The 24,855-nt window shown below is 67.1% G+C and carries 22 protein-coding genes and 5 pseudogenes; 15 read left to right on the forward strand and 12 right to left on the reverse strand.

Annotated features, from left to right (window positions below; translation table 11 throughout):
- Positions 1–73: 73 nt before the first annotated feature.
- Positions 74–1,567, reverse strand: coding sequence for an MFS transporter (locus J2Z30_RS43705; protein ID WP_044570549.1), 1,494 nt, complete (start codon positions 1,565–1,567; stop codon positions 74–76).
- Positions 1,568–1,690: 123 nt separating this feature from the next.
- Positions 1,691–2,512, reverse strand: coding sequence for a class II aldolase/adducin family protein (locus J2Z30_RS43710; RefSeq protein ID WP_044570551.1), 822 nt, complete (start codon positions 2,510–2,512; stop codon positions 1,691–1,693).
- Positions 2,513–2,861: 349 nt separating this feature from the next.
- Between J2Z30_RS43710 and J2Z30_RS43715 the strand changes: the two genes are divergently transcribed.
- Positions 2,862–3,479, forward strand: a complete 618-nt coding sequence (locus J2Z30_RS43715; protein ID WP_209469097.1) for a TetR/AcrR family transcriptional regulator — start codon at positions 2,862–2,864, stop codon at positions 3,477–3,479.
- Between the two features lie 14 nt (positions 3,480–3,493).
- Positions 3,494–4,678 (forward strand): alpha-hydroxy-acid oxidizing protein, encoded by a 1,185-nt coding sequence (locus J2Z30_RS43720; protein ID WP_044570553.1) that lies wholly within the window; start codon positions 3,494–3,496, stop codon positions 4,676–4,678.
- A gap of 12 nt (positions 4,679–4,690) precedes the next feature.
- Here J2Z30_RS43720 and J2Z30_RS43725 read toward each other — a convergent pair.
- Positions 4,691–5,149 (reverse strand): annotated as a pseudogene (locus J2Z30_RS43725) (transposase); the annotation flags it as partial.
- A 771-nt stretch (positions 5,150–5,920) separates the two neighbouring features.
- Here J2Z30_RS43725 and J2Z30_RS43730 point away from each other — a divergent pair.
- From J2Z30_RS43730 to J2Z30_RS43740, 3 genes are all read left to right on the forward strand, one after another.
- Positions 5,921–6,079 (forward strand): response regulator, encoded by a 159-nt coding sequence (locus J2Z30_RS43730; RefSeq protein WP_209469099.1) that lies wholly within the window; start codon positions 5,921–5,923, stop codon positions 6,077–6,079.
- A 29-nt stretch (positions 6,080–6,108) separates the two neighbouring features.
- A complete protein-coding gene (locus tag J2Z30_RS43735) occupies positions 6,109–6,384 on the forward strand; it encodes a winged helix-turn-helix domain-containing protein (protein ID WP_308280261.1) in 276 nt (91 codons plus the stop codon).
- A gap of 69 nt (positions 6,385–6,453) precedes the next feature.
- Positions 6,454–8,187, forward strand: coding sequence for an alpha/beta hydrolase (locus J2Z30_RS43740; protein WP_209469100.1), 1,734 nt, complete (start codon positions 6,454–6,456; stop codon positions 8,185–8,187).
- Positions 8,188–8,409: 222 nt separating this feature from the next.
- Here the strand turns inward: J2Z30_RS43740 and J2Z30_RS43745 are convergent, their stop codons facing one another.
- The gene (locus J2Z30_RS43745; protein ID WP_044570556.1) at positions 8,410–9,039 is read right to left on the reverse strand and encodes an NAD(P)H-dependent oxidoreductase; all 630 of its coding nucleotides are present in this window, start codon (positions 9,037–9,039) and stop codon (positions 8,410–8,412) included.
- A gap of 122 nt (positions 9,040–9,161) precedes the next feature.
- Positions 9,162–10,001, reverse strand: a complete 840-nt coding sequence (locus tag J2Z30_RS43750) for an NmrA family NAD(P)-binding protein (protein ID WP_044570559.1) — start codon at positions 9,999–10,001, stop codon at positions 9,162–9,164.
- Between the two features lie 81 nt (positions 10,002–10,082).
- Between J2Z30_RS43750 and J2Z30_RS43755 the strand changes: the two genes are divergently transcribed.
- Entirely contained in the window at positions 10,083–11,021 is a 939-nt protein-coding gene (locus J2Z30_RS43755; RefSeq protein WP_044570562.1) for an AraC family transcriptional regulator, read from the forward strand.
- A 628-nt stretch (positions 11,022–11,649) separates the two neighbouring features.
- Here the strand turns inward: J2Z30_RS43755 and J2Z30_RS43760 are convergent.
- Positions 11,650–11,952, reverse strand: coding sequence for a hypothetical protein (locus tag J2Z30_RS43760; protein ID WP_245389152.1), 303 nt, complete (start codon positions 11,950–11,952; stop codon positions 11,650–11,652).
- Between J2Z30_RS43760 and J2Z30_RS43765 the strand changes: the two genes are divergently transcribed.
- Positions 11,912–12,370 carry a VOC family protein gene (locus J2Z30_RS43765; protein ID WP_107073300.1) on the forward strand — a complete coding sequence of 153 codons (459 nt, stop codon included), beginning with the start codon at positions 11,912–11,914 and terminating at the stop codon, positions 12,368–12,370. The two genes, J2Z30_RS43760 and J2Z30_RS43765, sit on opposite strands and share 41 nt — an antisense overlap.
- A gap of 130 nt (positions 12,371–12,500) precedes the next feature.
- Here J2Z30_RS43765 and J2Z30_RS43770 read toward each other — a convergent pair whose 3' ends face one another.
- Positions 12,501–13,043, reverse strand: a complete 543-nt coding sequence (locus J2Z30_RS43770; RefSeq protein WP_044570564.1) for a TetR/AcrR family transcriptional regulator — start codon at positions 13,041–13,043, stop codon at positions 12,501–12,503.
- Between the two features lie 93 nt (positions 13,044–13,136).
- Between J2Z30_RS43770 and J2Z30_RS43775 the strand changes: the two genes are divergently transcribed.
- From J2Z30_RS43775 to J2Z30_RS51990, 3 genes and pseudogenes are all read left to right on the forward strand, one after another.
- Positions 13,137–13,883 (forward strand): alpha/beta fold hydrolase, encoded by a 747-nt coding sequence (locus J2Z30_RS43775; RefSeq protein ID WP_044570565.1) that lies wholly within the window; start codon positions 13,137–13,139, stop codon positions 13,881–13,883.
- A gap of 324 nt (positions 13,884–14,207) precedes the next feature.
- The gene (locus J2Z30_RS43780; RefSeq protein WP_245389131.1) at positions 14,208–14,552 is read left to right on the forward strand and encodes a transposase family protein; all 345 of its coding nucleotides are present in this window, start codon (positions 14,208–14,210) and stop codon (positions 14,550–14,552) included.
- Between the two features lie 221 nt (positions 14,553–14,773).
- A pseudogene (locus J2Z30_RS51990) lies at positions 14,774–14,854 on the forward strand (hypothetical protein); the annotation flags it as partial.
- A 537-nt stretch (positions 14,855–15,391) separates the two neighbouring features.
- Here the strand turns inward: J2Z30_RS51990 and J2Z30_RS52180 are convergent.
- Both J2Z30_RS52180 and J2Z30_RS43790 read right to left on the reverse strand, forming a co-directional pair.
- Positions 15,392–15,566, reverse strand: a pseudogene (locus J2Z30_RS52180) (helix-turn-helix domain-containing protein); the annotation flags it as partial.
- Positions 15,567–15,738: 172 nt separating this feature from the next.
- Positions 15,739–16,299, reverse strand: a complete 561-nt coding sequence (locus tag J2Z30_RS43790; protein WP_107073518.1) for a GrpB family protein — start codon at positions 16,297–16,299, stop codon at positions 15,739–15,741.
- 600 nt (positions 16,300–16,899) lie between these two features.
- Between J2Z30_RS43790 and J2Z30_RS43795 the strand changes: the two genes are divergently transcribed.
- Positions 16,900–17,256, forward strand: a complete 357-nt coding sequence (locus J2Z30_RS43795) for a WDGH domain-containing protein (RefSeq protein WP_044570566.1) — start codon at positions 16,900–16,902, stop codon at positions 17,254–17,256.
- A 1,512-nt stretch (positions 17,257–18,768) separates the two neighbouring features.
- On the opposite strand, the gene J2Z30_RS43800 is transcribed toward J2Z30_RS43795, so the two are convergent.
- Positions 18,769–19,620 carry a hypothetical protein gene (locus J2Z30_RS43800; protein WP_044570569.1) on the reverse strand — a complete coding sequence of 284 codons (852 nt, stop codon included), beginning with the start codon at positions 19,618–19,620 and terminating at the stop codon, positions 18,769–18,771.
- A gap of 607 nt (positions 19,621–20,227) precedes the next feature.
- Between J2Z30_RS43800 and J2Z30_RS43805 the strand changes: the two genes are divergently transcribed.
- Positions 20,228–20,455: a DUF397 domain-containing protein gene (locus tag J2Z30_RS43805; RefSeq protein WP_044570570.1), complete on the forward strand. Its 228-nt coding sequence runs from the start codon at positions 20,228–20,230 to the stop codon at positions 20,453–20,455.
- A 28-nt stretch (positions 20,456–20,483) separates the two neighbouring features.
- On the opposite strand, the gene J2Z30_RS43810 is transcribed toward J2Z30_RS43805, so the two are convergent.
- Positions 20,484–21,056: a hypothetical protein gene (locus J2Z30_RS43810; protein ID WP_209469102.1), complete on the reverse strand. Its 573-nt coding sequence runs from the start codon at positions 21,054–21,056 to the stop codon at positions 20,484–20,486.
- Between the two features lie 279 nt (positions 21,057–21,335).
- Here J2Z30_RS43810 and J2Z30_RS51535 point away from each other — a divergent pair, with 279 nt between their 5' ends.
- Positions 21,336–22,385: an SAM-dependent methyltransferase gene (locus J2Z30_RS51535; RefSeq protein ID WP_044570571.1), complete on the forward strand. Its 1,050-nt coding sequence runs from the start codon at positions 21,336–21,338 to the stop codon at positions 22,383–22,385.
- Positions 22,386–22,507: 122 nt separating this feature from the next.
- A pseudogene (locus tag J2Z30_RS43820) lies at positions 22,508–23,909 on the forward strand (IS1380 family transposase).
- A gap of 133 nt (positions 23,910–24,042) precedes the next feature.
- Here J2Z30_RS43820 and J2Z30_RS51200 read toward each other — a convergent pair.
- On the reverse strand, positions 24,043–24,174 hold the full coding sequence (locus J2Z30_RS51200) for a hypothetical protein (RefSeq protein ID WP_281062831.1): 132 nt from the start codon (positions 24,172–24,174) through the stop codon (positions 24,043–24,045).
- Positions 24,175–24,337: 163 nt separating this feature from the next.
- Here J2Z30_RS51200 and J2Z30_RS43825 point away from each other — a divergent pair.
- Positions 24,338–24,844: pseudogene (locus tag J2Z30_RS43825) on the forward strand (SPFH domain-containing protein); the annotation flags it as partial.
- Between the last annotated feature and the right edge of the window lie 11 nt (positions 24,845–24,855).

A 24,855-nucleotide genomic window follows, 5' to 3' on the forward strand; every position in this document is an offset into this window, starting at 1 on the left:
GGGTCCTTTCGTCGGAAGGGGGGCGCCTTGCTGGGTGCTGCTGTCACGGACTGCCGTCGACGGACCGGAGGATTCAGCGAGCTCCCGACCGCGACACAGCTGAGTCCGTCGTCGCGGGCTCGTCACCGGCCGACCGTGGAAGCAGTAACAATGTGAGGCCGGCAAGGAGTGCGGCTACTCCACAGGTCGTCCACACGGTGAGGTATCCCGAAAGGGGGGCGTATCCCTCCTTCAGCCCTTCCAGCGAACCGGTCGCGGACAGCACGATGGCGAAGACAGATGTCGCGATGGTGCCGCCGATGGTCTTGGCCGCGTTGGTCATGCCCGTTGCGAATCCCGTTCGATCCGGTGGCGCCGCCGCCGCCGCCAAAGCGGGAAAGGCAGCCATGACGGCTCCCGATCCCAGACCGGTGAAAACCAGGTTGACCAGCGCTTGGCCGGGCGAATCGTGGAAGGGAAGCCAGAGGCCGAATCCGGTCGCGCCGACGAATGCCGCGGACACCACCGCCCGGCGCGCTCCGATCAGACCCGCGACAAACGGGAAGACGACCGCACCGATCGCGATGAAGATGACGTGAGTTCCGATCGCGACGGACACGAACTGTGCACCGGCGCCCAATCCATAGCCTGCGACGTCGGGGTCCGTGCGGGCGAAGGTGACGAGCGGGATCTCGGCGCCGAGAACCGCGATGCCGAACAAGAGCGCCGCCAGCTGCACGGGCCACTGCGCGCGGATCTTCAAAAGCCGCACGTCGATCACGGGTTCGCGCTGGCGTGCTTCGTAGCGTACGAACGGGATCTGGATGAGCAGGCAAGCGATGACCAGCAGCCAGGCGAGTGGACTCGTCGCACCCTGGAGATGCAGGAACACCATGCCGGCCAGGAACGAGGCAAGCGAGGCCGCCAGCAGCCCGAGCCCCACCCAGTCCGGACGTGCCGCAGGGGCAGTCGGCTCGTCACTCTCGATGCCGAACCGGACGACGATGATGCAGGCAGTGGTCAGGACGGCTGGGATCGACAGCAACACCGGGAGCGGCATCGCGCCCGCCAGGGCGCCGCTGGAGACGGACCCGGCGATGATCGAGATGTAGAACGCACCGACAAGGAATCCTGCCGCGTGTCGGCTCAGGCGGTGTTGGTGCTCGGATCCCGCTGTCCGTCGGTAGATGATCGCGATCTCGATCGGGAGCCAGACAGCGCATGCCCCCTGCAGCGCGTAGCCGACGAGGAAAGTGGTGAACGACGGGGCGAACACCAAAATCCACGACCCCACCGCCGTGAGAGACGTCGTCCAGATCAGCACCCGCTTGTGCCCCCGGATGTCGCCGAGTCGGGAGAAGGCGAGCACCATGAGTGCTGCCGTGCCGTGCTGGGTGGTCTCGAACCAGTTGAACTCGCCATCGGAGATACCGAGGTGGTCGGCGACATCGGTGATGATCGGGCTGTAGAAGCCGCGCATGATGCCGTAGACGAGTTCGGTGAAGACGAGGAGTCCGATCACCTTCGCCAGTCGTGAGACAACCAGGCCCGGCGGTGGAGCGGCGGCTGAGTGTGTGTCGGCTGCCATCGGGAGGGGAACCTTTCGATCTGTGGACCACGCCGGGCATGGCGCCAGCACTCAGCTGCATGGCGGGAATCATGCGAGTTCTGCGGAAGCTGCGCCGGCGACGCCGACCACGGTGTGCGGAGGTCAGTCGAACAGATCGGGAGAGTCCGCGACGATCTGGTCCCACAGAGGCCGGAACTGGAACCAGCCGGCGACCGGATTCCCGGTCTGATTCCGCACGTCCACCGCCGTGTCGTGGTCGATGAGGGTCGGCGTGCCGGCAGCCATCGCCAGTAGTTGGGTCTGGCAGGAGCGCTCCATGGTGATGAACCACCACGCGGCGGCCGCGACGGACTGCCCCACGGTGAGGAGACCGTGGTTCTGAAGGATGACCGCCTTCGCACCGCCGAGCGCGACACCGATCCGGCGGCCCTCCTCGGTGTCGTTCACGACGCCACGGAAGTCGGAGTAGAGCCCCTGATCTTCGTAGAACGCGCACGCGTCTTGCGTGATCGGCGCGAGCGGGATGCCGAGCGTGGCGAAGGCCTTGCCGTGCGGCGAGTGGGCGTGGGCGGCGGCGACCGCGTCCGGCCGAGCCTTGTGAACCTCGGAGTGGATGCAGAACGCCGCCCGGTTCACCGGTCGCTTGCCGTGGAGCAGGTTGCCGACGTGGTCGACGTGGATCAGGTCCGACACCTTGATCTGGTTGAAGCTCATGCCGAACGGGTTGACCCAGAAGGTGTCGGGGTGTTCCGGATCGCGGGCGGTGATGTGGCCGGCCACTCCCTCGGAGAAACCAAGTTTGCCGAAGACCCGGAACGCGGCCGCGAGCTCACGCTTGCGGTGCTCCCGCTCCTCCTCGACGGTGAGGTTGACCGGAGGCAGCGGCAGTTCGAAGTCGTCGGGAGCCGGCCCGATGCTGGCGCGGACCATCTCCAGGACGTCGGGCGTGACTGTGCTCGTCATCGCTACTCCTTCTATAAAATACAGTCCTGTATGCGATAGGGCCGATACTCCGGTCTATCCGGCCGACGTGTCAAGCGGTGCGGTCCACCCGGGAGCGACGAGGGTGGCGTGATCGGTTGCCGCATGGGCCCCTTACCTGCAAGGGAACGCCAGGGAGGAGGAACGCCCCGTAGCGGTCCGGGGGTTCCACCGCTCGGCCGGCGCGCGCACCACTCACGCCACACCAGCAGTTCTGGTGAGAAGCGTCGCTATCGACGCACACTGGCTGGAGGTTTTCGGATACACTCATGTATCTTGCAGGAACGAGCATGGAGGAGCAGTGCCACGAGGATCGACCGGCCAGCGTGCCGTGACGACCGCCCGGCTGCTGGCGAGCGCCGCCGAGGTCTTCGCCGAGCGTGGCTTCAACGGGGCCAGTATCGGAATGATCTGCGAGCGGGGCGGCTTCACACGCGGCGCGTTCTACTCCAACTTCGCAAGTAAGGACGAGCTCTTCTTCGCTATGTTCGAGGCGCATGCCGATGTGACGCTCACACGGTTGCGTACCGCGCTGGAGCATGCCTCTGGAGCGAGCGATCCGCTCCAGCACTTCGCCAGCCTCGCGAGCCGCCAGTCCGACAACGATCGGCAGTGGTTCCTCATCTCGACAGAGTTCACGCTGTATGCGATCCGGAACCCCGCGGCGGCGGCCGCCCTGGCACGCAAGGACGAGGAGGTCCGTCAGGAGATCGGGCGGATCTTCACCGAACTATTGGCGGTGGCCGGCCGCGAGTTCGTCATTGATCCCGCTCTGGTGGGCCGCTTCGCGGTCGCCTTGCGTGAAGGTGGCAACGCCCAGGCGTTCGTGGAGCCGGGAAGCCTCGATGCCCGGCTCATGGAGCGGTTGATGCTGCCGACGGTTCTCGACGCATTCTCGCGGGCCTCCCCCGACTCCTCGAGCGATTCCCAGAGGACCGACCGCCAGTAGGAGCGAGAGACGAGATGGCCAATTACGCGGACTTCAATATCGGGCTCTACTTCACGGGGCTCGGGGGCGACAACCCGCCGCCATACCCGGTGACCTTCGCGGGCCTGGAAGCGGCTGCGCGGGAGAAGCTGGAACACCGACTGTTCGACTACGTCGCGGGTGGAGCCGGTGATGAGCACACCCAGCGCGCCAACGTCACCGCTTTCGAGCAGTGGGGAATCATGCCGCGCATGCTCGCCGGCGCGGCCGAGCGCGACCTGTCGGTCGAGCTGTTCGGCCACCGGCTCCCTACCCCGCTGCTGATGTCACCGATCGGCGTCATCGGCGTGATGACCGACGACGAGCACGGCGACCTCGCAACCGCCGCTGCCTCGGCGACCTCCGGCGTGCCGATGGTGGCCTCAACCCTGATGCAGGACCCACTGGAGGACGTCGCCGCCGCACTCGGTGGCACTCCCGGATTCTTTCAGCTCTACACACCCAACGACCGCGACCTCGCAGAAAGCCTCGTGCGCCGCGCCGATGCCGCCGGCTTCAGCGGCATCGTGGTCACCCTCGACACCTGGACCCTGGGCTACCGGCCCCGCGACCTGCAGCACGCGACATTCCCCCAACTGCGGGGATACTGCCTGGCCAACTACTTCAGCGACCCGGTCTTCCGCTCGCGGCTTGCCGCCCCGCCCGAGGAGGATCCAGAAGCCGCAACCATGCACTGGGCGACGACCTTCGGCAACCCAACCCTGACCTGGGACGACCTCGCCTGGCTGCGCGGCCTCACCGACCTCCCGCTCCTGCTCAAGGGCATCTGCCATCCCGACGACGTACGCCGCGCTCGTGACGGTGGCGTCGACGCCATCTACTGCTCCAACCACGGCGGCCGGCAGGCCGCCACCGCCCCCGCCCTCGACCTGCTGCCCGCGGTCGTCGAGGCCGCCGACGCCATGCCGGTGATCTTCGACTCCGGCCTTCGCTCAGGCCCTGACATCGTCAAGGCCCTCGCGCTGGGTGCCACCGCCGTCGGCATCGGCCGCCCCTACGGTTACGGCGCCGCGATCGGAGGCCAGGCCGGCATCGAATTCGTCCTCTCCTGCCTGCTCGCCGAAGCAGACCTGACCATGGGCCTCAACGGCTACGCCAGCATCGCAGAGCTCACCCCGGACGTGCTCGTCCGAGGCTGGGACAAGAAGGCTTCCGCTTAGGAGTTGCTTTCAGCGAGCGCGGCCCAGCCCCGACCCGTGGGCCTGTCCGCGACGCGCGATCCGCGGAGTGATGCGCCGTTCGCGGAGCCGTCGGCGATAGATGTCGTGGTCGTACCCGCGATCGGCGTAGACCGCTCGCGGTTTGCGGCGGGGCCGGACCCGCTTGCCCCGCACCGGCGGCGGGCTATCGCCCAGCGACGGGAACTGGGTGACGTCGTTGGGGTGGGCGCCGGTCAGCGAGACCCTCAACGGGATACCGTTCCCGTCGGTCAGCACATGGTGTTTCGAGCCCGGCCGTGCGCGGTCAACCGGACTCGGACCGACTTTTGGGCGGCTTCGCCCGCGCCCGGCCTGCACAGGCGAGGGATCGATCGCGGCACGGGAGAAGTCCGGGCAATCCGCCGCCCGCGACCGGTCCAGCAGTACCTGCCGAAGCTCACTCCACACACCGGCCGCCTGCCACTCCGCCAGCGCCGATCTCCCACGGCTTCGGCCGAGCCATCCTCCTCCCTGAGGAACATGACCACCTACCCCACAGCGTGCCTCATGAAGAACTTTCTGCAAGGACTCGTTGGTCCTTCTCCGCGCAGGGGGCCCGGGGCGCGACTCCTGGCAGGGTTCCCCGAAGGGTGGGTAGGCGGTCGGACCCATCAGCGGGGAGCGACGAGCTGGTGGATCGCCGCGGTCGCCCCTTCACTCTGTAGACACCTCTACCAGCGGAGCTGGCGGCTGGCAGGATGTGCCACCGTGACGACGATGAGTGAGCGCATCAACCGGCTCGATATGGACCTGCGCCGGCCGGGGGTCACCCGACGGGTCCACCTCGAGTACGGATCGCCGCCGTACAACGCGCCCACCTGCGGCTTGGCTGATCTACACATGCGGACTCGGCGCTCTCACCATCGCTGACCGCGAGGGCACGGTCTCGCGTGGGGTTGCTGAACTGGAGTCCGGTCAAGGCGCGTTGGGTCGGGTTTGCCGAGCGGGCGGAGGCCGGAAGAGGGCGAGTGACCTGGATCCGGGACTGCGGTCGGCGCTGCTGGCGCTGGTCGCGCGCCGATCCTGCGGCCCGACCGGGCGAGCTCCGCGGAGCAGCCGGGGCCCTTACATTTCTGAACACTTACGGTGATTGGGTGGTGAGGAGGGAATGGCGAGGGAGGAGCCTTGAGCGCGTGTGTTGATTGTCGAGGATGAGCTGTATCTCGCTGATGCGATCCGCGCGGGGAAACCCGCGGGTGTCGGGTGCTGATGCTCTCGGCCGCGGGATCGCTGCGGGACCGGTTGTCCGGCTTCGCTGCTGACGACTACCTGTCGAAGTTCGAGTTCCCTGAGCTGGTCGCGCGGTTGAGGGCGCTGGAGCGGCGTATGCAGTCGGCGCGTCCGCCATTGCTGGAGTCATAAGGCGTGCGGCTGGATCCGTTTCGCCCGAGGTGTGCCGGGAGGGCCGTCCGGCGCGGTTGACCCCGAAGGAATTCGCGGTGCTGCGGGCGCTGATGCAGGCCGAGAGCGGGGTGTTGCACGCGGAGCAGGTAGGCGAGCAGGTGTGGGACGCGAACGCTGGCGTGTGCACTAACTCGCCGCGGCCCTGCCGCGGGCACAGGCTCGGACTGGCCATCGCACACGACGGCCGGTTGCGTCTGACCCCGAACCACGACGGCGGACTCATCACGCACCTCGATCTGTCGCGTGCCAAGGCTGAAATCTGAATCTTTCCGCAACGTCGGCCTCCCTGACATTCGTCTCGATCTCGTCCACGTCGATTAGGAGCACGAGTTGTGCGTACGGTAAGAGGAGTGCAGCGCGGTGCCGGTGTGGTGCTCGCTTTCGGGATAACGGCGGTGCTGACACTGGAGAGCAGCACGGCGGCGCCCGCCGCGGACAATGAACTCACCACGTTCTACGGGCAGAAGCTGGACTGGCAGCAGTGCGAGGATCCCGAGCCGCTGCCCCCCGAGGAGCAGCCCGACGACGGGGTCATCGTCGATCCGTGGAAGGGACAGTGGAAGTTCATGGAATGCGCCACGGCGGTGGTGCCGATGAACTACGCCAAACCCGAGGACGGCCAGCTGCGCATCGAGGTCAGCCGTATCAAGGCCAAGGACCCCGCCCGCCGGAGAGGCGCCTTGATATCCAACCCGGGAGGTCCGGGTGGAGGCGGTCTGAGCATGCCGCTGGGCGCCCGTGAGACAAAACTGGCCGAAGCCTTCGACTTGATCGGATTCCAGCCGCGAGGCGTCGGCCGCGCGAGCCAGCTCCACTGCGAGAGGATCAAGGACCCCCGGCCGGACACCACCCGGCCCAGCGACGAGCAGTTCTCCGCCTACACCGACTACGCCCGCGCCCGCGAGGCCGCGTGCCGGCGAGGCGGCGGAGACCTCCGGCCCTACATCAGCACCGCCAACACCGCCCGGGACATGGACATCATCCGGGCGGCACTGGGCGAGAAGAAGATCAACTACCTCGGGTACTCCTACGGCACCTACCTGGGCGCGGTCTACGGGAGCCTCTTCCCCGACCGGCTTAACCGCAGCGTGCTCGACTCGGCCATGCACCCAGGCTGGCTATGGCGCAAGCAGGCCCTGATGCAGTCCGTCGGCGTCCGGTACAACGTCGAACAGTGGGCAGAATGGGTCGCCGAACGCGACAACACCTACCACCTGGGCACCTCCCGGCAGGACGTGCTGGCCGCTGTCGAAGCCCTGGCCACCGCCCTGGCCGACAACCCGGTGCCGCTCGACCGGAAGCCGCCCGAGGACTGGCCCGTCTCGTGGCCGGAGAAGTTCGACCGCACTACACTGGACTCCTTCCTCGCCCAGGCAACCCAACCGCGCCCCATATGGGACGTCACCGCCGAAGTGGTCGGCGAACTCCGGCGGGCGGCCGACAAGAAAACCGTCCTGTCCCGCGACGCCGGCACCGCCGCCGCGACCCTGCTCTCCGAGCAGGACAAGCCCAAGCTCGACCCCGGGGTGTACGACACCGTCAGCTGTGAGGTCGAATGGCCGACCGACCTCAACACGTACTACAAGGACATGCGGCGTTACCGCGCGAAGTACCCCTTCCGTGACGGCAACGGAAGCGGCGTGATCGGCGCCGCCCCCACCAACTGCACCTTCCGCAGCTTCACTCCACCCGAGAAGCCGGTCTCGCTCGAACGGGACGGCTACCCCACCGGGCTGGTGATCCAGGGCGACGGCGACCCCGCCACGCAGTACGAGGGTGGCCCCGCCATGGCCGACGCACTCGGCAACCACCTCATCTCCGTCCGCGACAGCGGCGAACACGGGCACTACGGCACCAACAAGTGCGTCACTCAGCGGGTCGACGACTACCTCATCCACGGCATCCTGCCGCCGCGCCGATCGAACTGCACCGCCGCCCCACGCCCCTCCGTGCCGGCCGACACCTCCCCCGCCGCCAAGCACACAGCCGACCGGCAGAGCAAGCAGGAACGCCTCGACACCGCGCTCGAACACCGCTCGATCTGGCAGCAGCCCACAGACAAGTAGCCATCCCCACCCCTACGGGTATGCCCGCCACGACCGGCGGGCATCCCCACCCCTGTCTCAAGAGGCGAACGCGCCATCCCGAGCTGTGGTTGCCGAAGTGCAGCTCCCCGACATACCAACCACACGGCAGTGCAGCGCTCCTACCTGCGAAAGGCTCGTCGAGATGGTCGTATCCAGCATCCTCACAGCGCCCGTCGGAGCCCATCCAGCACATCCAGCACGTCAAACCTCGGAAACAGTTTTCTCCGTCCGTACGGCCTCGCTGACGGCGCGTACGGAGCGTGTGACGCTCGCCGCCGTGGCCGCGGAGGAGAGTTGCTCGGATTCGTGGATGAATGCGGTGGCACCACGGCGGCTTCCGACGTAGTCGACGATGCCGTGCTCGATCTGCGTCCGCAGCGCCCGTTCGTATCCGTGACGCTCGTATGTGCCGGAGTCGGCGCCGGCGACGGGCAGCAGATGTGTCGTGAGCCGTTGGAGCCTCGGGCGCACACCCGACTCGGCCGAGAGCTCGAAGGCCCAGCCGTTGACGAACACGCGGTCGATCCATCCCTTCAGCAGCGCCGGCATGGACCACCAGTACACGGGAAAGACCAGGACGAGGTCGGTGGCGCGGTCGAGACGGCGGTGTTCGCGGACAACATCGGGAGGGTGGTTGCCGCCTTCGTGATAGGCCCGGCGGTCCACGGGCGTGAACCTGGGGTCGAACTGCTCGCGGTGCAGGTCCGCCACCTCGACCGCCCTGGGGCGGAGGGCCGAGATGAGCCGTTCTGCCACGTGGTGAGTCAGGGAGTCGGAATCCGGGTGTGCGGTGACCACCAGGGTCAGCGAGTTGTTGTCATCAGTGCTCATGTCAGTACTTCCGTCTGCGGGGTGTGGATCCGGGGCGGTACTGCGAGGCGCCGCGTCGCCCGTATGGGCAACCGGTGCACACGGCGGCGTCGGCTGCGCCCCGGGGTGAAGTGCCTGGCGGTTCATCGCTCGTCCCAGGCGCCCGCCGCGGCTGTCCGGACGACGTACTCCTCGAAGGTTCGAGGCGCCCGTCCCAGCACGGAGGCCAGTTCGTCCGTCGTCTCGGCGATCAGTCCGCTCTCCATCAGTGTGAACATGGCGGCGATGTCCTCGGCGTCGTGTCGGCTCAGGCCCTGCCCGGCGAGGGACGAGACGTACTCGTCCCGGGTGATGTGACGGTAGGTGAGGGGCCGTCCGGACGCCCGGGAGATCAGTTCAACGGCTTCGGCGAAGGTGAGGGAGCGGGGACCGCTCAACTCGTACACCCGTCCGGCGTGCCGGTCCCCTTCGGTCATCACCGCGACCGCGGCATCGGCGAGATCCTCGACGTCGATGAAGGGCTCGGGAACTTCGCCGGCCGGAAGTGCCAGTGCGCCTGCGACCAGTGGCGCGTGGAAGACGTCCTCGTCAAAGTTCTGGGCGAAGTTCGACGCCCGCAGGACGGTCCATCCCAGTGACGAGCCGCGTACGGCCTCCTCGGCCGACCGCATGTGCTGTCCGAAGGCAGAGTCTCCCCAGCCGTCCGCACCGCGCCCGGAGAGCAGGACCAGCCGCCGCACTCCGGCAGCTTCGGCCCGCACCGCGAACTCGTGCACCGGACCCGGCACGGGCGGGGGCACCACGTAGGCCACATCAACGTTTCGCAGGACAGTGTCCCAGCCGTCGGGCTCGGACCAGTCGAACCGGATCCGGCTCGACCTGGAGGCGGCTCGTACCGGGGTGTCGTGCAGCCGCAGTCGAGCGGCGATCCTGCGGCCCGTCCTGCCGGTCGCGCCGAGAACGAGGTGAGTCTTTCGCGTCATGACAACCACTGAACACGCACCGGCCACACGGTCACATGGGTAAGAAGCCGCAATATCTTTGCGATCGTCTACCCTGTGGCTGTGGACGTCACCAGTGACCTGTTCCGCGGGGTGCGGGCTCGCGGCTCCCTGTTCGGCAGTTCGACGCTGTCCCCGCCCTGGTCACTGCACTTCGTGGACGGTGCGCCGCTGACCCTGTGCACCGTCCTCACCGGGGCAGGCTGGATCGTGCCGGAGGGGCGTCCGCCTGAGCGCCTCGGCGCCCACGACACGATCGTGGTGCGCGGTCCCACGACATTCACGTTCGTCGACGAACCCGGCAGCGCGGCCGAGCCGATCGTCTGCGGAGAGGATTGCGCGACGCCCGAGCAGGGCGGCACCCGGCATCGACTGGGCTGGCACGATCCCGGCGAAGGGGGCTGCGACGACAGTGGTGCGACGACTTTGGTGGTCGGCGCCTATCCGGTCCGCGGCGAGATCAGCCGACGGCTGATGGACGCGCTGCCCGTCGTGCTGCGCGTGGACGCCGGAGACACCGGTGACCCGGTGCTGGACCACCTCGCCTCCGAGGTCGCCCGCGACGAACCCGGCCAGCAGGTCGTGCTCGACCGGCTCCTTGACTGGATGCTGGTGTGCACGCTGCGCACCTGGCTGGACCAACGCAGCCACCCCCCGGCTTGGTGGACCGCCCAGAAGGACCCGGTGGTCGGCCAGGCGCTGCGACTTCTGCACACCGAACCGGCGGCGCCATGGACGGTGGGCGAACTGGCCCGGCGTACGGGGGTCTCCCGCTCGACACTGGCAAAACGGTTCGCCGATCTGCTCGGCGAACCGCCGCTGACCTATCTGACCCGCTGGCGCATGACGCTGGCGGCGGATCTTCTCGTCGAGCAAAAGTCCTCGACTGTCGCTCATGTCGCCCGCGCCGTCGGCTACACCGATCCGTTCGCGTTCAGCGTGGCGTTCAAAAGACTCCGGGGCACCAACCCGAGCGAGTTCCGCCGCATGGCCGAAGCCTGACGGGCAGGAGATCAGACAGGTGGCCAGTTGCGGAGGGCGGCGTCCGCAACCCGTTGGAGGTGCCCGTGCTGCTGAAGCGGCTCGCCGAGGTCCGACCCGCGTGATCCGCGCCGGGCGCCCCGGACCAGGCGGTCATCCTGAGCGGTTCCTGCCGGGGGTACGCGGCTCCGGCTGAGGCCGTCCCGACCCCAAACGTATTCGCCGCGGACAAACCGCCCGGTTCCAGGGCGCCGGGCTGGGCCAGACGCCACCGGCCGCTGTATCGGGAATGGAGAGCCGGGGTCTTCGTAGCCCGACTGGCCGTAGCCGTCGCGGGAGTGATCACGCTTCCGCTGCCCGGCCCCGCTGGCTGATACTCGCCGAAAATGGCGCTCCGGGCCATAGGGTTCACGTGGGCACAGTGAGTGCTGAGCTGAACCAGGCGCCGGGTCACCGAAGCCACCCGGCGCGCCATGGACCGCCGTCTGCGGCGCCACAACATCGCTGTACTCACAGCGGATGCCGCCCTCTGCGCTGCGACGGTACCTGCCCGCTACGGCGCTGTCATGCTCCGGGAGACTGACGGGTGAGCGGCCTACACGGTGCTGCGGCAGCAGCCGAGCCCCTCCTGCCGCTCAGGGGGCACCGCTTACTCCTGTCGATCGGCGGCGCCCTCGTCCGGCTCGGCGGGCGCCTCATCGATGTGGACCTGGTCGCCCACGGCGCCCCCGGTGGCCGCGCGGACAGCGTCCGCGATGAAGGCGAAACTCTCGTCACCGAGCTTCCGCGGATCGGCGCCGTCCAGAAGACCGGCTCCGACGTACTCGTTGATGACTCGCAGGGCGGTCGCAGCGGCCGCGGCGTGCAGACACACCTCAAATTCGTCGGGCTTGAGTCCGAGCCGAGTCGCGATGACCGCGGCCAGTTCGTGTTCCACCTGGTCCCAGGCCATCAGCCAGGCCGTGCGCAGGGTCGGAAACAGCTCAGTTCATCGAATCGAGAGGGATGCCCGTGCCCATCGCCCTTCCGCCTCTCTTCCACGTCGGCATCGTCGTGAAAGACCTCGACCGCGCCGTCACCGATTACGAGAAACGCTCAGGACGGGATCTTCCGAGATCGAACTGATCCAGCCGCTCGACGGCCGCTCGCCGTACACGGAGCACCTCGACCTCCACGGAGAAGGCGTCCACCACCTTGCCTACGTGGTGGGAAGCATCGGCCAGTGCCTCGGATCGCTGCGAGCGACGGGAGAAGCGGCTCCTGCCACCTTCAAGGCATCGGTCGCAGGGCTGACACGCTTCGTGTACCTGGACGGTCTGGCGCATGGGCCGGCCATCGAGCTGATCGAAATGGTCGGCGAAGCCGCCTGACGACGACACGGTCCCGGACGTACGCGACACCGCGGCGGGCCGGTCAAGGAGGGCTGCATGACGAGCGGCACGATGCAGCCTCCGGCGCAGCATCCGAGTCCGGGCCTCGCCCGCACCGAGAGCCCGGTCGTCAGGGGGCGGATGCGAGGCCGGCACGGAGGATGTCGAGGTAGTTGTCGATTGCGGTCCCCTGCCGCTCCGCCGGGTGCTCGCTGACGGCGTGGATCAGGCCGCACAGGAGCTTGAGCAGGTTTTCGCCGGTGAGGGCAGGGACAGGGCGGATGCGTGCGAGCAGGTCGGAGGTGACCTCGACCAGCTCTCCCTTGGCCCGGTGCAGAGACTCTGTCTCGTCGGACCCGGTGATCAGAACGTCGGTGAGGCCCGGTCGTGCCAGCGCGGTCAGCAGCGCCGTGCGGAGGAAGTCGACGAGAGCCTTGGCGGGATCGGGGTATCCGCCGGCTACGGCCGCCGCATCGATGAGCTCTCGGACCGCTTCTTCCAGGACGGACTCCCGCATGGCCCGCTGCGTGGGAAAGACCCGATAAACCGTCCCGACCCCCACGCCCGCCCTGCGCGCGAGCTCGTTGAGGGTGAGCGCAGTCTCCCCGCCGATGACGGCACCGCGGGCCTCATCGAAGATCCTCTGCCTGTTGCGTGCGGCATCCGACCTCATGATCCCTCCTTCGCATACCTATGTGGATAACCTATCAGGTGGATGCTACGGTGAAGTGGATAACCAATCCACTTCACCTCGCCAGGAGCGGTCATGACCGTTGTGTTCATCCATGGAGTACCCGAGACGCCCTCCCTCTGGAACGACCTCCGGGGGCGGATCGACCGCCCCGCCACGACCCTGCGGCTGCCCGGATTCGGCAGCCCTCGCCCGGCTCACCTGGACGGCAAGGAGGCCTATGCCGGCTGGCTGGCGAAGGAGCTGCGCGCCCTCGGTGAGCCCGTCGATCTCGTGGGCCACGACTGGGGCGCGCACCTGGTGATGCGCATCGTCTCCGCCTACGACGTTCCGGTACGCAGCTGGGTGTCCGACGTCGCCCACGGCTGGCACCCCGACTATCAGTGGCACGAGGCGGCCACCCTCTTCCAGAAGAGCCCGGAGGGCGAGGAGCTGCTCGCGTCGCTGCGCATGCAGGCCCCCGGCAGTCCTGGTTTCGGTGACTACCTCCGCCCCCGGGGGATGAGCGCCGAACTGGCGGCAGAAGTCGACACCGTCCACGACGAGGAGATGAGCACGGCCATCCTGACGCTCTACCGCTCGGCCTGGCCCAACTTCCACACCGACTGGGGCAAGGACTTCGACCGCCCCGCTCAGGCGCCGGGGCTCGTCCTGATCCCGACCGGCGATCCCATGGCACAGCCCGCGATGGACCTGGACATGGCCGCACGACTCGGAGCACAGGCAGTGGAACTGGACCACCTCACCCACTACTGGATGCTCCAGGATCCAGACCGGGGCGCGGAGGTACTCAACCGATTCTGGGACTCCCGGCCCGCATGACATCCGATGACATCTCGGTCGGTGACGGAGCGAGGCTTCGGCGCCAGCCGCTACCTCATGCCTGACCAGCAGAAACCGCATATGGGGTTCGGAAAGAGAACGACCTCTGACCTCGAAGTTTCATGACGAGCCGCCGACGGAGTCGGTGGCTCGTCTTCGTGCCGTGGACCGAGGTGGGGTAGGCCCGGGGGCCCGAGTGTCGTCTCGCGTAGATGCCGGGTTCCACTGCTCCGACTGGAGGAGTCCTTCGTAGGAACGGGTGAATTCGCTGGTCAGCCGGGGTCCGGCAGGAGTGCGAGCCGGTCGAGGACGGCGGTGATGTGATTGAAGCCCCGCCATCTTGTCGCCGCCGCCCGCCGCGACCACATCCTCACTCACTTACGCGCGGCCGGCCTCGGCGCCCTGGCCGACCTCGGCTTCCTCGACCTCGCCCACGGCGGTGACGATCCGGTGATCGTCACCGGCTACAAGGCCACCCGCGCCCGCAAGCTCACCCCGGGCGAGAAGGAGGCCAACCGGATCCTGGCCGCCGCCCGCGCTCCCGTCGAGCACGGCTGCGCGCGCCTGAAGACCTGGCGCATCCTCACCAAACTCCGCACCGGCCCCGCTCGGGCCACCGACCTCCTGCGCGCCCTGCTGATCCTCTCGAACCTGGAGCTCTCACGCTGACAGACGATCAAGAGCGCAGACTGCCGCCCACGACCGGCACGAGCACCCTCGAAGACGATCACGCCACCCAGATGACCTGCGACTTCAAGATGGCGGGGCTTCAGTGATACCCACCGTGAACATCGAGAAGTGGTGGCGGACCGGGTCGGCGGAACGGCGAGAGACCATCGCACAGCTGGACGCCGCCCTGCGGGCACCGGCATGTTCCTCAGGGACACGGCGTGCCGCAGGAGCTGATGCGCGAGCTGCGCGCCCGCGCCCGCGAGTTCTTCTCGCTGCCCCGGGAGGTCAAGGCCCGGTACGGCATTGAGGCGGCCTACGACAGCGGGTGGCTGGAGATGCATCCGGCCGGCGGCGTGGGAGTCGTGCGGACGCGTACACCGCCCACATGGTCCGGCTGGCGGGCGAGATCAATGTACTGCTCGCCACGGTGCTCGGGTTGCCGGAGGACTACTTCACCACCCGTGCCCGGCAGGCGACCAGGACGTAGAATCTGAGCTGGTACCCGTCGCTGAACTCGGTCGGGAGTGTCGCGAGCGGCCAGTTGCGCAACGGCCCGCACACTGACCTCGGCACGTTCACCCTGCTGAGCCGTCAGCAGGGGGTCGGCGGGCTGCAGGCGTGGAACGAGGCCGACGGCTGGTTCGCGCCTCCGTACAACCCGGATGCCATCGGATGCATACGCCGGGAGGCGGACAGTGGTGAGCCAGTCGTGCTCGACCTCGTACCGTTTGAGCCCGGCGGCCAAGTGGGTGTTGAGATTATCCCAGACCACCACGATCGAGCCGTCGAGCTGGATGTGCGCGCGGACCAGCAGATCCCGGTAGTCCTCCCTCCACGCCGCCCTCGCGCCAGGCACGGCGCCAGCGCTCCACCGACCGCACACTCACCGCAGACCCTTCGCGATCACAGCGGTCTTCTCACCCGCAGCGAACCGTTCCGCAGCCTGAAGCCGGATCCCCTCACGAAAAGCCGAGGCTCAGCGGTCAGGCCCCCACCCTCCGGATAACGCATACCACCGGCATACCGCAGAGATCATCAACCGTCACCACCGACGACAACCCGCAAACCTCAGTAGGTCCCGGCGACGGTGGCAGTTCGTGACTCATGACTGTTCTGCGCCGGTGACGTAGGCGTCGCCAGTCGAACAGATTCACAGATCACAAACCCGTGACACCATCCCGCGTCATTGGCGAGCTGCCCTGGCTCGAGTCTTGATCGCGAGGATGACGTCGCTCTTGGCGTCGGCATAGTCGTTCATGTCGTTCCACTGCTGGCTGAGCAGAGCTCGTTTGACACTCTCGTACAGGACGCGATCGTCTGCATTGGTGCGCAAGTGGTCACGGAAGAGAAGGTACTCGTGCACCGCTGCGTCCCCTCGTTCATATACGTGCACGTGAACGTCGCGAGTCGGCGTACGCACGAGCCGATGTCCTGGCTCGCGAACCCGCAGTTCGTAACCTGCGGCCAACAGCCCGTCGAGGTAGTCCTCCTCTGCTGTGATGTCGGCCACCGCGACGACGATGTCAACAATCGGTTTGGCGGCAAGGCCTGGAACCGAAGTCGATCCAATGTGCTCGATATCGACGTCCACTGCCGCCAACGCGTCAAGGATCCGACGCCGGTGATACAGGTAGACCTCCGCCCACCGGGCGTCATAGCTGCCAAGGCCGACCTCGAGCGCTTCTGGACCACCGATGATCTCGACCGTCGTGACGTCCGGCCGACGAGGCTTGCCGCTGTTCATCACCAACACATCCTTTACGTCTTGCGCCAGTTCACCACCTCGATCGACGGGGCTGCGGTTGGCGGCTTCGTCGAGCCTCGCCGTCGTCACGCGGGCTCGGCGGATCGGGACCTGCGTCGCGTCGAGAGCGGCGACGCGTTCCTGCTCGACCCGGAAAAGGTCGATTCTACCGTGCAGCGCGACATGCTCGGCCCAGGCACAGTTGTCCTTGCTCAGCGGCATGGATCGCGGCGCGCGAACCAACAGGCTCCTGAGGCGGGCCAGAGGACTGTTGGCCCCTCGGATGAGCGGCTGCCCCTCCGACATCACTGCGGACACTTTGTTGGCGCCGGGGCTGACGATGTCGGCGTCCCTGCTGTGAGTGCAGTACACAAGAACCCGATCTGCGAGCGGTCCCTAAGTCTGCCGCCGCTATCCCGGGTCCTCACTCGAGCGGCTCTCGGCAGACAACGCTTGCAATGAAGTCTGGCCTGAGTTACGTTTTCGGGCTGACCATTTCAGCCCGGCCAGGCTGTGGAGGTACCCAGCAAGGTGGGCAAGACCCGCCGCGTGTTAGCGGCGAAGTCCGCGCCGCGGGCTCTACACAATCTGGAGCCAGTAATGACCGACACCGGCAGCGTCTCCGACGGGTTCCACACCTTCGACGAGCTGTACGAATTCAGGCTGCTCTACCACGCACACGCAGTCCGGGCGTGGCTGGCCGCCAGGTATCCCGTCGTCCGCTCATGGAAGCACCACGACGGTGAACCATGCTTCGGGGGCGGCTGGTTCATCGTCATGGCCCAGCTCCCCACGGGGCAGGTCAGCAATCACTACCGAGCCAATAGCTGGTCGTTGTTCGGTGACGTGCCCGAGGTAGAGACGGCACCCGTGTGGGACGGGCACAGCACCACCGACGTAGCTCGCCGGCTGCGCACCCTCCTCAGTGGCGATGGATCTACGAGCGTGGCGAGTTGACGCTGCGCCGATAGGGCAGTCCGCTTTCGACATGAGTCGCGGAGGGCGTCCCCGGTGCCGCCCTCGCCGACCTCCCACGCGAGCGCCGCGCCCACCTCTTCACCACGGACCATCAGCGAGAAGCAGGCCGGCCTGCGCACCGAAGCGGTGGCCACGCTCCGCAGAGCAGAGGAAGAGGCCCCCGAAGAAGTCCTGTGCCGCCCCAGGACCAAGAAACTCGTGGAGGGCCTGCGCCTGTTAGGCACTGGCTCTTCCGAGAGCCGCTTGCGCGCACTTGCTGATCGCTGTGGACTGCCCCGGCGCCCACACGCACCCTGTACCTCTCGCCTGCGATGCCCCTCCCGCCCACCGCCTCCACGTACCTGTCCGCGCCGCCCAGGCGGCGGACTGGGACGTGTACGTGATCCTCACGCCGTCCGCGTACCGATGGCTCAGCGAGGATGCCGAAGGCTAGATCGAGGCCCTGACGGAGCTGACCGGCCACCCGGTGCGGCAGCACAGCTGCCTTCGAAGCCGGACGTCCTGCCGGCCCGGACGCGATCCTCGTGGCCCCGCTCACCAACAACACGCTCACAAAATGGGCCGCCGCGAGCAGCGACACCCTCGCCCTCGGCCTGATCACCGAGGGAATCGGTCTCGGCCTGCCGATCACCCCGCTGCCCCGCTTCAACGACGCCCGGCCACGCACCCTGCCGTGGCGGGCTACATCGCCCCTGCATGAAGCAGGCGTCACCGTGCTGCTCGAGGAGGGCGACTTCGCGCCCCACGAGCCCAAGAATCCGGCGGGAAGCCCCGTAGCGGTAGGCGCACCTTCCAAGGTCGAAGCGCCTACAAGCTCCCCGCAAGGGCTGCTGCCACCCACACCCGTGACACCAGGGCCCGAGTGCAGCCTCTGGAGCGCCACCACAAGATCGCCGGAGGATTACAGACGGGTTCTCGCCATGTCCGCCTGCGCGCGGCTCTTCTCAACACACTGGACTTGACAGAGAAGACCCGGAAGACCAGTCGGATGTACTGACAGCTGCGCACCTCCGGCATCACCGTCGCAGTCGTCAGCCCGAGCGGATACAGCAGAACCTCGATGGCGGTCGACTTCTCCGACTTCGAATGCCCGACCAGGAACGTCACCAGGCCTTTGAAGTAGCGGGCGTACCAGACTCCGCCACGCTGAAACTCGAGCCTTTCGATCACTCACGACGGGCCCACCGGCGCTCCTCCCGCTCCAGGGTGCTGATCCGTAGAAAAGAACGAACGTCCGCCGGATGGGTGACGCTTGCGCGCTTGCACCGGCTTCTCCGGGTCGTCGGAAGGTCAGTGCCGACGGTTCTCTACGGGCCGTCGGCACCGACTGTGCAACGTGGAAGACATGCTTGGCAGGGCGAGCTGACGCGGCACCGACGGTGCTGCTTCGGCCAATGGACCGGCCAGGGCACGCCGCTGCCGTCGGCGAATCGGGGGCCAAAGGCGCCGCGATGTCGGGATGAACCTGAGCCTGCCTCCGAGAGACTGTGGTTAGTCCGCTGCCCGGGCCGTTTCCAGAGCTTCGGCCGTCAGTTTGCCGAGTGGGCCGACGGCGTCGGCCACGCCCAGGCAGGTGCTGTCGCGGAAGACACCGAGTTCGTAGTGCACGGACTCGGTGTCGACAGAGCGGACCGTGAGCCCGATCTCGTAGTCGCCCGGGTAGGTCACCTCACCGAGATACTGGATCTGGTACGACCAAGGGGGTAGATCTGGCACCGAGCCCGCACCACTCGTCCCGATCGAGTGCAAGGTGAACGTGGCGACGGCCTCGTCGTACCAAGTGGCCAGTGCGATGAAGTTGACATGCTGATTGGAGTCGACGTCACCGATCCGGGAACGCAGCGGGGCCCAATACAGGTAGTGGGCACGTTGCAGGCGCTCTGGGCGTGGACGGGCAGCTGCCGACGATCCTGTCTCCGGTAGCTGCATCTCGGTGAGATCGGCGATCAACTCGTCGGGAAGCTGGAGCGGCCCCGTGTTGTCGGCCAGCACGACAGTGGCGTCGCCACTCCCCACATGCTTGCCGCCGACCACGATCGCCTGTTCGAAGGTGAATGAGGAGCGCCCGACCCGGCGAACGCCGGTGTGCACCTGCACGCGGGTACCGGTCGGTCCAGCCTGAGCGAGCCGGTTGACCCGTTGGCCGACGAGCAGTATCTGGTACGGGCCGAACCCGCCCGTACCGGTGAGGCGTTCGAAGCGGCGCAGTCGCAGCCGAATCCGGGCGTCTTCCAGCCAGCGGGCCATGCCGATCGTGCTTGCCCAGCCGTCTTGGCCAAGATCGGCCTGCCGCACCCGGACGTCGACCTGGACACCGAAATTCTGATCGTCAGCAGAGCTCATGCATGATGACCCTAGAGCAAGGTCAACTACCCCGCCAGGTCGGACAGTACGTGCCACGCGACCAGCTCCAGTTACCTCCAGCCGCGCTGCGACTGTGCGCAGCACCGACGGTCTTGCCTTTGTCGACCCACGACCTGCTCCGCCAAGCTCGCCCGGCGTGCCTCCAGCCAGCACAGCTCTACGCCACCGCTCCGGCTGACCCTCGGCCTTCTCAAAGGACATGGCTTTCACGGCAGCGGACTCGCCCACGGCCCGAACCTGTCCCGTTTGTCACCTCGGGGGAGTCTCGTTCGCCGCTCAGCGCGTGATGCGATGAGAATCCGCCAGCTTGAACGAGAACGAGTGCGAATCCGGCAGCTTCAATGCGACAGGACAGGCGTACGTCTCACAGTGTTGTCCCTTGGACCGGACGAGGGCCATCGTCAATGAGAAAGGGACACGCGAAATGCGAACCTACAACTGGGCGATACCGAGCAGCTCGTCATCCACCCCAGGCCGAGGCAGCACGTACACGTGAAGGGCTCGCATACCGCTCACCCACGGGCGACCCTGAAACTTCGGCACGAACGGTTCCACGTAAGCCTTCCTCCCGAAGAGCTGATCAGAGATGAATGAGCTGGCCGACCTGCGCGAGGTCAACCTCACGCATGCAGCGTGGCGTACGAGTTCTTACACCGCCGGCAATGGCAACTGCGTCGAGGTCGCGCCGATTCCCGGCACTTCCGGGATCGCGGTGCGCGACTCGAAGAACAGGGAGTACCCCGCGGCGCGGTTCACCGGGCCGGCTTGGGCCACCTTCGTCGCTGCCGCAGGGGACGGCACCCTGACGTCGTGATCTTCTTCGTCCACGACCCTGACAATCGTCACGCGCTCGCCGTCACTGCGTGACGTTCGGCGCAACGCGCACTAAGCCTGAATCCACCGATCAACAGCCGGTTCAGAGCCTGGAAATGAAGGCACGGATGCCCTCTGACCTGAAATAATGGGACTTCTTCAGGGTTCCCTATCCACAGATCGAGAGAACATCCGCAAGATGCAATCTTCCCGTGCCGCTTCGGCGGTCTCTGCCGTGTTCGACGAGCCGAATCTGATCGCGCATGCCGGGCTGGTCCCGGTGATGCGGCTGGCCGAACGGTGCGGTGCCCCGGCTGGTGACGGTTCTCCGTCGCAAGGAGGTCGAAGGCCATCTCCATCACCGTGGCGGAGAGGTTGCCCATGGCGTATGTGGAGAAGGACATCTGAGCCACGGCTTCACGGACAGCGCCTTGATACACCTTCGCGAAGTTGCGTCCACCGCCGTCGTCGCCGGCCATGCCCTTGGACGTCTCCAACGCCACTACGAGAGCGTTGACGACTTCCACCAGGAAGTTCATGTGCGTACTGAAACCGCCGGATATGCCGACCAATTGGTCTGATTTGACCCGCACGTCCGCCATTTACCGCTCCTCCCCCTGAAGTGGTCCCGCCCCGCACTGAACATCCGATCGACAGCAACACGCGTATACGCGAAGCGACTTGCCAACTCCGGAAGCCACCGCCCTGCGCCACTGAACCTTTTGCGCGCCATCGACGTTTGAGTAGTGCAGGCCGTTCGCGGCGACCTCGCCACGCACCGGATCGGTTGCGGACTCGGGTACGGCCGTTGACCTGATCGTGAGCCGGACGACCATGCCTTCCAGTGAGAACACATCAACGGAAAGAGGAGAATCCAGCCAGTGAGCAACTCAACGACAGACGGTGACAGGTTCGAGGACTCTGCCGCGGCCTCGCCGGTGGGAGTGCTGACAGCCGTGTCCGAGCTCGGCACGGCAGCCGAGCAGGCGGCGATTGTACGGCTCGCCCTGTCCTCCGGACTCCTAGTCCGCTGTGCCGAGCCGGCTGACGAGGCCGAGCTTGCTCGTGCCCTGAACGTGCCGCCTGCCGTGATGACCGACGTGTGTTCCGTTCTGGTCTCGCTCGGGGCGTTGCATCGGGACGGGACGCGTGTGCGCCTGACGCAGGAGTGGGCACCGCTGGCGAACGGAGGAGTGGACCTCACGCTCAGGCGTTCACTGGATGGCGCTGCTGTGCGTCAGCATCTGCTCAGCTCCGCGTTCTCGAACCCCGACACCTACTGGAAGCTCGACGACGGGCAGCGGGGAGCACTGGCTGACGCTGTCACGTTGGCCACGACGACCGAGTTCGGCCGTAACGCGGTCATGGGCGCCATAGCCGGAGTCCCTGAGCTCCAACAGACACTCGAGACCGGTGCGCGGTGGCTCGAACTCGGCTGCGGCGTCGCCGGCATGCTTCTCGGTACCGCGCATGCCTTCCCGCGGGTCACCGCAGTGGGGGTCGACATCGCACCCAACCTGCTGAAGCTGGCCCAGGAGCGGGCGGAAGAGCTGGGCATCGGCGATCGCGTCACATTCATCCACGACGACGCGACAAGCTACACGGACGGCGAACCGTTCGACATCGTTTTCTGGAGTCAGTTCTTCTTCCCGGGCGATACACGGAAAGCGGCGCTGGCCAACGCTTTCGAGCGGTTGCGGCCAGGAGGGATGCTGGTGTGTCCGATTCTGCCGGGCGATCAGGAGCCCGCCGAGACCGGATCACCAATGGCTCAGCAGGCCGCGCTCAACGTCCTCCTCTTCGGCGGCTGGGGTGTGCCGTTCCGAACTGGCGATGCTCTCGCCGAAGAGGTTGACGCGGCCGGCTTCGCCGAAATTCGCACCTATCGCGAGAGTCTCCCGATTCTGATGACAGCGCGACGGCCTGCTTAGCCTTGATCCACCGGCCGGTCTGTTGTGGATAATGCCCGGGGAAACGAGGAAGTGCCTTGTGACCTGCGATGATGGGAGTTCTTCAGGCTTCCGGCACGCACGATCGGCAAGGCACTTCCGAGATGCAAGTTTCCCACACTCCTGCGGCCATCTCCGCTGCGTTCGATGACCCGAATCTGATCGCGTACGCGGGGCTGGTCCCGGTGATGCGACTGGCCGAACGGTGCGGGCTTGCCCGGCTGGTGGCCGAGAAGGTGAAACTGAGCGGGGCGAAGAACAGCGCGGGTGCGGCGGCGGACGTCAAGGTCACCAGCCTTGTAGGCGGCATGGTCGCCGGGACGGACAGCATCGACGACCTGGACGTGCTGCGCCACGGCGCGATGCCGGCCCTGTTCGGCGGGATCCGTGCCCCCTCCACGCTGGGCACGTTCCTGCGCGCGTTCACCCATGGTCACACCCTCCAACTCCACGCCGTGCACCGCAGGTTCCTCGGCGCGCTGGCCGCGCACACCCCGCTGCTGCCCGGCTCGGGCGAGAAGGCGTTCATCGACGTCGACTCCACCCACAAACGCGTCTACGGCCGCACCAAGCAAGGCGCCGAGTACGGCCGGTTCAAGGGCATCCGCACCCTGCACCCCCTGCTCGCCACCATCTGCACCCCCACCTCGAGGTGATCGCCACCGCGCGGATGCGCCGCGGCAAGGCAGCCGACTCCCGCGGCGCCCCGAAATTCGTGGCCGAGGTCCTGGCCACCGCCCCCGAGGCCGGCTGCACCGGCCTGCGCATCCTGCGCGCGGACAGCCAGTTCTACAACGCCGGTGTCATCGCCGCCTGCCGCCGGGCCGGCGCCCGCTTCTCGATCACCACCGGCATGAACCCCTCCATCAAACGGGCCATCGCCGCCATCGACCACACCGCCTGGCAGCAGATCACCTACCCGACCGCGGTGCCCGACCCCGAGACCGGCGAGCTCATCTCCGACGCCGAAGTCGCCGAGATACCCGCCTACACCGCCTTCGCCAGCCGCAAGAAAGCCGGCCGGGTCACGGCACGGCTGATCGTGCGCCGCGTCCGTGACCTGGCCAAACCGCCGACCGTCGGCGAGCAGGGCGAACTGTTCCCCGTCTGGCGCTACCACCCGTTCCTCACCGACAACCCCGCCCCACCCTCCAGGCAGAGCGGGAACACCGCCACCACGCGGTGGTCGAGCAGGTCATCGCCGACAGCAAAGCCTCCGCCCTGGCCCACCTGCCCTCGGCACACTTCCACGCCAACGCCGCCTGGCTCACCCTGTGGGCGATGGCCTACAACCTGCTACGGGCCACCGGCGCACTGACCAACGCCTTCCACACCAAAGCCACCACCGCCACCCTCCGCGCCCACCTCATCCACGTTCCCGCCCGCCTCGCCCGCTCCGCCCGGCGCCTGACCCTGCACCTACCGCAGCGATGGCCCTGGCACGACGCGTGGACACACCTGTTCGCCAGCCTCCACACGCCGCCCAAGGCCGCCCGACGTCACTGACCACCCCGCCCGCCAGGGCCCGACCGGAACCGAAACGTGGAAAAGCTGGGCAGACCAAACCCACCCCGAAGACCCTCGAAGACCATTTCAAAGCCGCATCGGTGGATCGAGGCTGAGGCCCCCGGCCGCAAGGTCAGGGGCCACTTGTCGCACTCGGCGAGCTGTTGAGCTTCTTGTTCAGTTTCGCCTGCCGCTTCATCGCCTTGGCGTAGGTCGCCGTGCGCTCCTTGCCGGGGCGGAAGTCAACGGGTCCGAGCGTGCTCACATACCGGAAGCACGCTCCTTCGCGATTCGTCGGCGTCCAGCACGAATCCAGCACCGTACGGATATGGGGTGATGACAGGTGACGAGAGGTCAGAAAATCCAGCACCTATCCAGCACGGTAAAAATCAAGGGGCCTGACCCCGAAGGATCAGACCCCGCTTTAGCTCTTCGGCCGCTACCGCGGCACCATCCGCACCGACGGCCTGCGCTGGGTGAACCCGCTCACCAGCCGGGAGAAGATCTCCACCCGGGTGCGCAACCACGAGACCGCGGTACTCAAGGTCAACGACGCCTACGGCAACCCGATCGAGCTCGCCGCGGTCGTCGTCTGGAAGGTCGAGGACACCGCCCAGGCGATGTTCGAGGTGGACGACTTCCTGGAGTTCGTGGCCACCCAGACCGAGGCCGCCGTCCGGCACATCGCCATCGAGTACCCATACGACGCCCACGACGAGGACGCCCTCTCGCTGCGCGGCAACGCCGAGGAGATCACCGAGAAGCTCGCCATCGAACTGCCCGCCCGGGTCGAGGCGGCCGGAGTCCGCATCATCGAATCCCGCCTCACCCACCTCGCCTACGCCCCGGAGATCGCCTCCGCAATGCTCCAGCGCCAGCAGGCGGGCGCGGTGGTGGCCGCCCGTCGGCAGATCGTGGACGGCATGGTCGAGGCGAATCAGCCCTG

It is taken from the genome of Streptomyces iranensis (genome assembly GCF_017874715.1).
In the GTDB taxonomy this organism is placed as follows: Bacteria; Actinomycetota; Actinomycetes; order Streptomycetales; family Streptomycetaceae; genus Streptomyces; species Streptomyces iranensis.

What these genes read in the sequence shown, in the direction of transcription:
- J2Z30_RS43720 (WP_044570553.1), top strand. Translation starts at nt 3,494, where the DNA reads ATGGCCAATTACGCGGACTTCAATATCGGGCTCTACTTCACGGGGCTC.
- J2Z30_RS43765 (WP_107073300.1), top strand. Translation starts at nt 11,912, where the DNA reads ATGACCGCGGCCAGTTCGTGTTCCACCTGGTCCCAGGCCATCAGCCAG.
- J2Z30_RS43775 (WP_044570565.1), top strand. Translation starts at nt 13,137, where the DNA reads ATGACCGTTGTGTTCATCCATGGAGTACCCGAGACGCCCTCCCTCTGG.
- J2Z30_RS43770 (WP_044570564.1), bottom strand. Translation starts at nt 13,043, where the DNA reads ATGAGGTCGGATGCCGCACGCAACAGGCAGAGGATCTTCGATGAGGCC.
- J2Z30_RS43760 (WP_245389152.1), bottom strand. Translation starts at nt 11,952, where the DNA reads ATGGCCTGGGACCAGGTGGAACACGAACTGGCCGCGGTCATCGCGACT.
- J2Z30_RS43790 (WP_107073518.1), bottom strand. Translation starts at nt 16,299, where the DNA reads ATGAACAGCGGCAAGCCTCGTCGGCCGGACGTCACGACGGTCGAGATC.
- J2Z30_RS43745 (WP_044570556.1), bottom strand. Translation starts at nt 9,039, where the DNA reads ATGAGCACTGATGACAACAACTCGCTGACCCTGGTGGTCACCGCACAC.
- J2Z30_RS43805 (WP_044570570.1), top strand. Translation starts at nt 20,228, where the DNA reads ATGAATGAGCTGGCCGACCTGCGCGAGGTCAACCTCACGCATGCAGCG.
- J2Z30_RS43795 (WP_044570566.1), top strand. Translation starts at nt 16,900, where the DNA reads ATGACCGACACCGGCAGCGTCTCCGACGGGTTCCACACCTTCGACGAG.
- J2Z30_RS43750 (WP_044570559.1), bottom strand. Translation starts at nt 10,001, where the DNA reads ATGACGCGAAAGACTCACCTCGTTCTCGGCGCGACCGGCAGGACGGGC.
- J2Z30_RS43800 (WP_044570569.1), bottom strand. Translation starts at nt 19,620, where the DNA reads ATGAGCTCTGCTGACGATCAGAATTTCGGTGTCCAGGTCGACGTCCGG.
- J2Z30_RS43710 (WP_044570551.1), bottom strand. Translation starts at nt 2,512, where the DNA reads ATGACGAGCACAGTCACGCCCGACGTCCTGGAGATGGTCCGCGCCAGC.
- J2Z30_RS43810 (WP_209469102.1), bottom strand. Translation starts at nt 21,056, where the DNA reads ATGGCGGACGTGCGGGTCAAATCAGACCAATTGGTCGGCATATCCGGC.
- J2Z30_RS43705 (WP_044570549.1), bottom strand. Translation starts at nt 1,567, where the DNA reads ATGGCAGCCGACACACACTCAGCCGCCGCTCCACCGCCGGGCCTGGTT.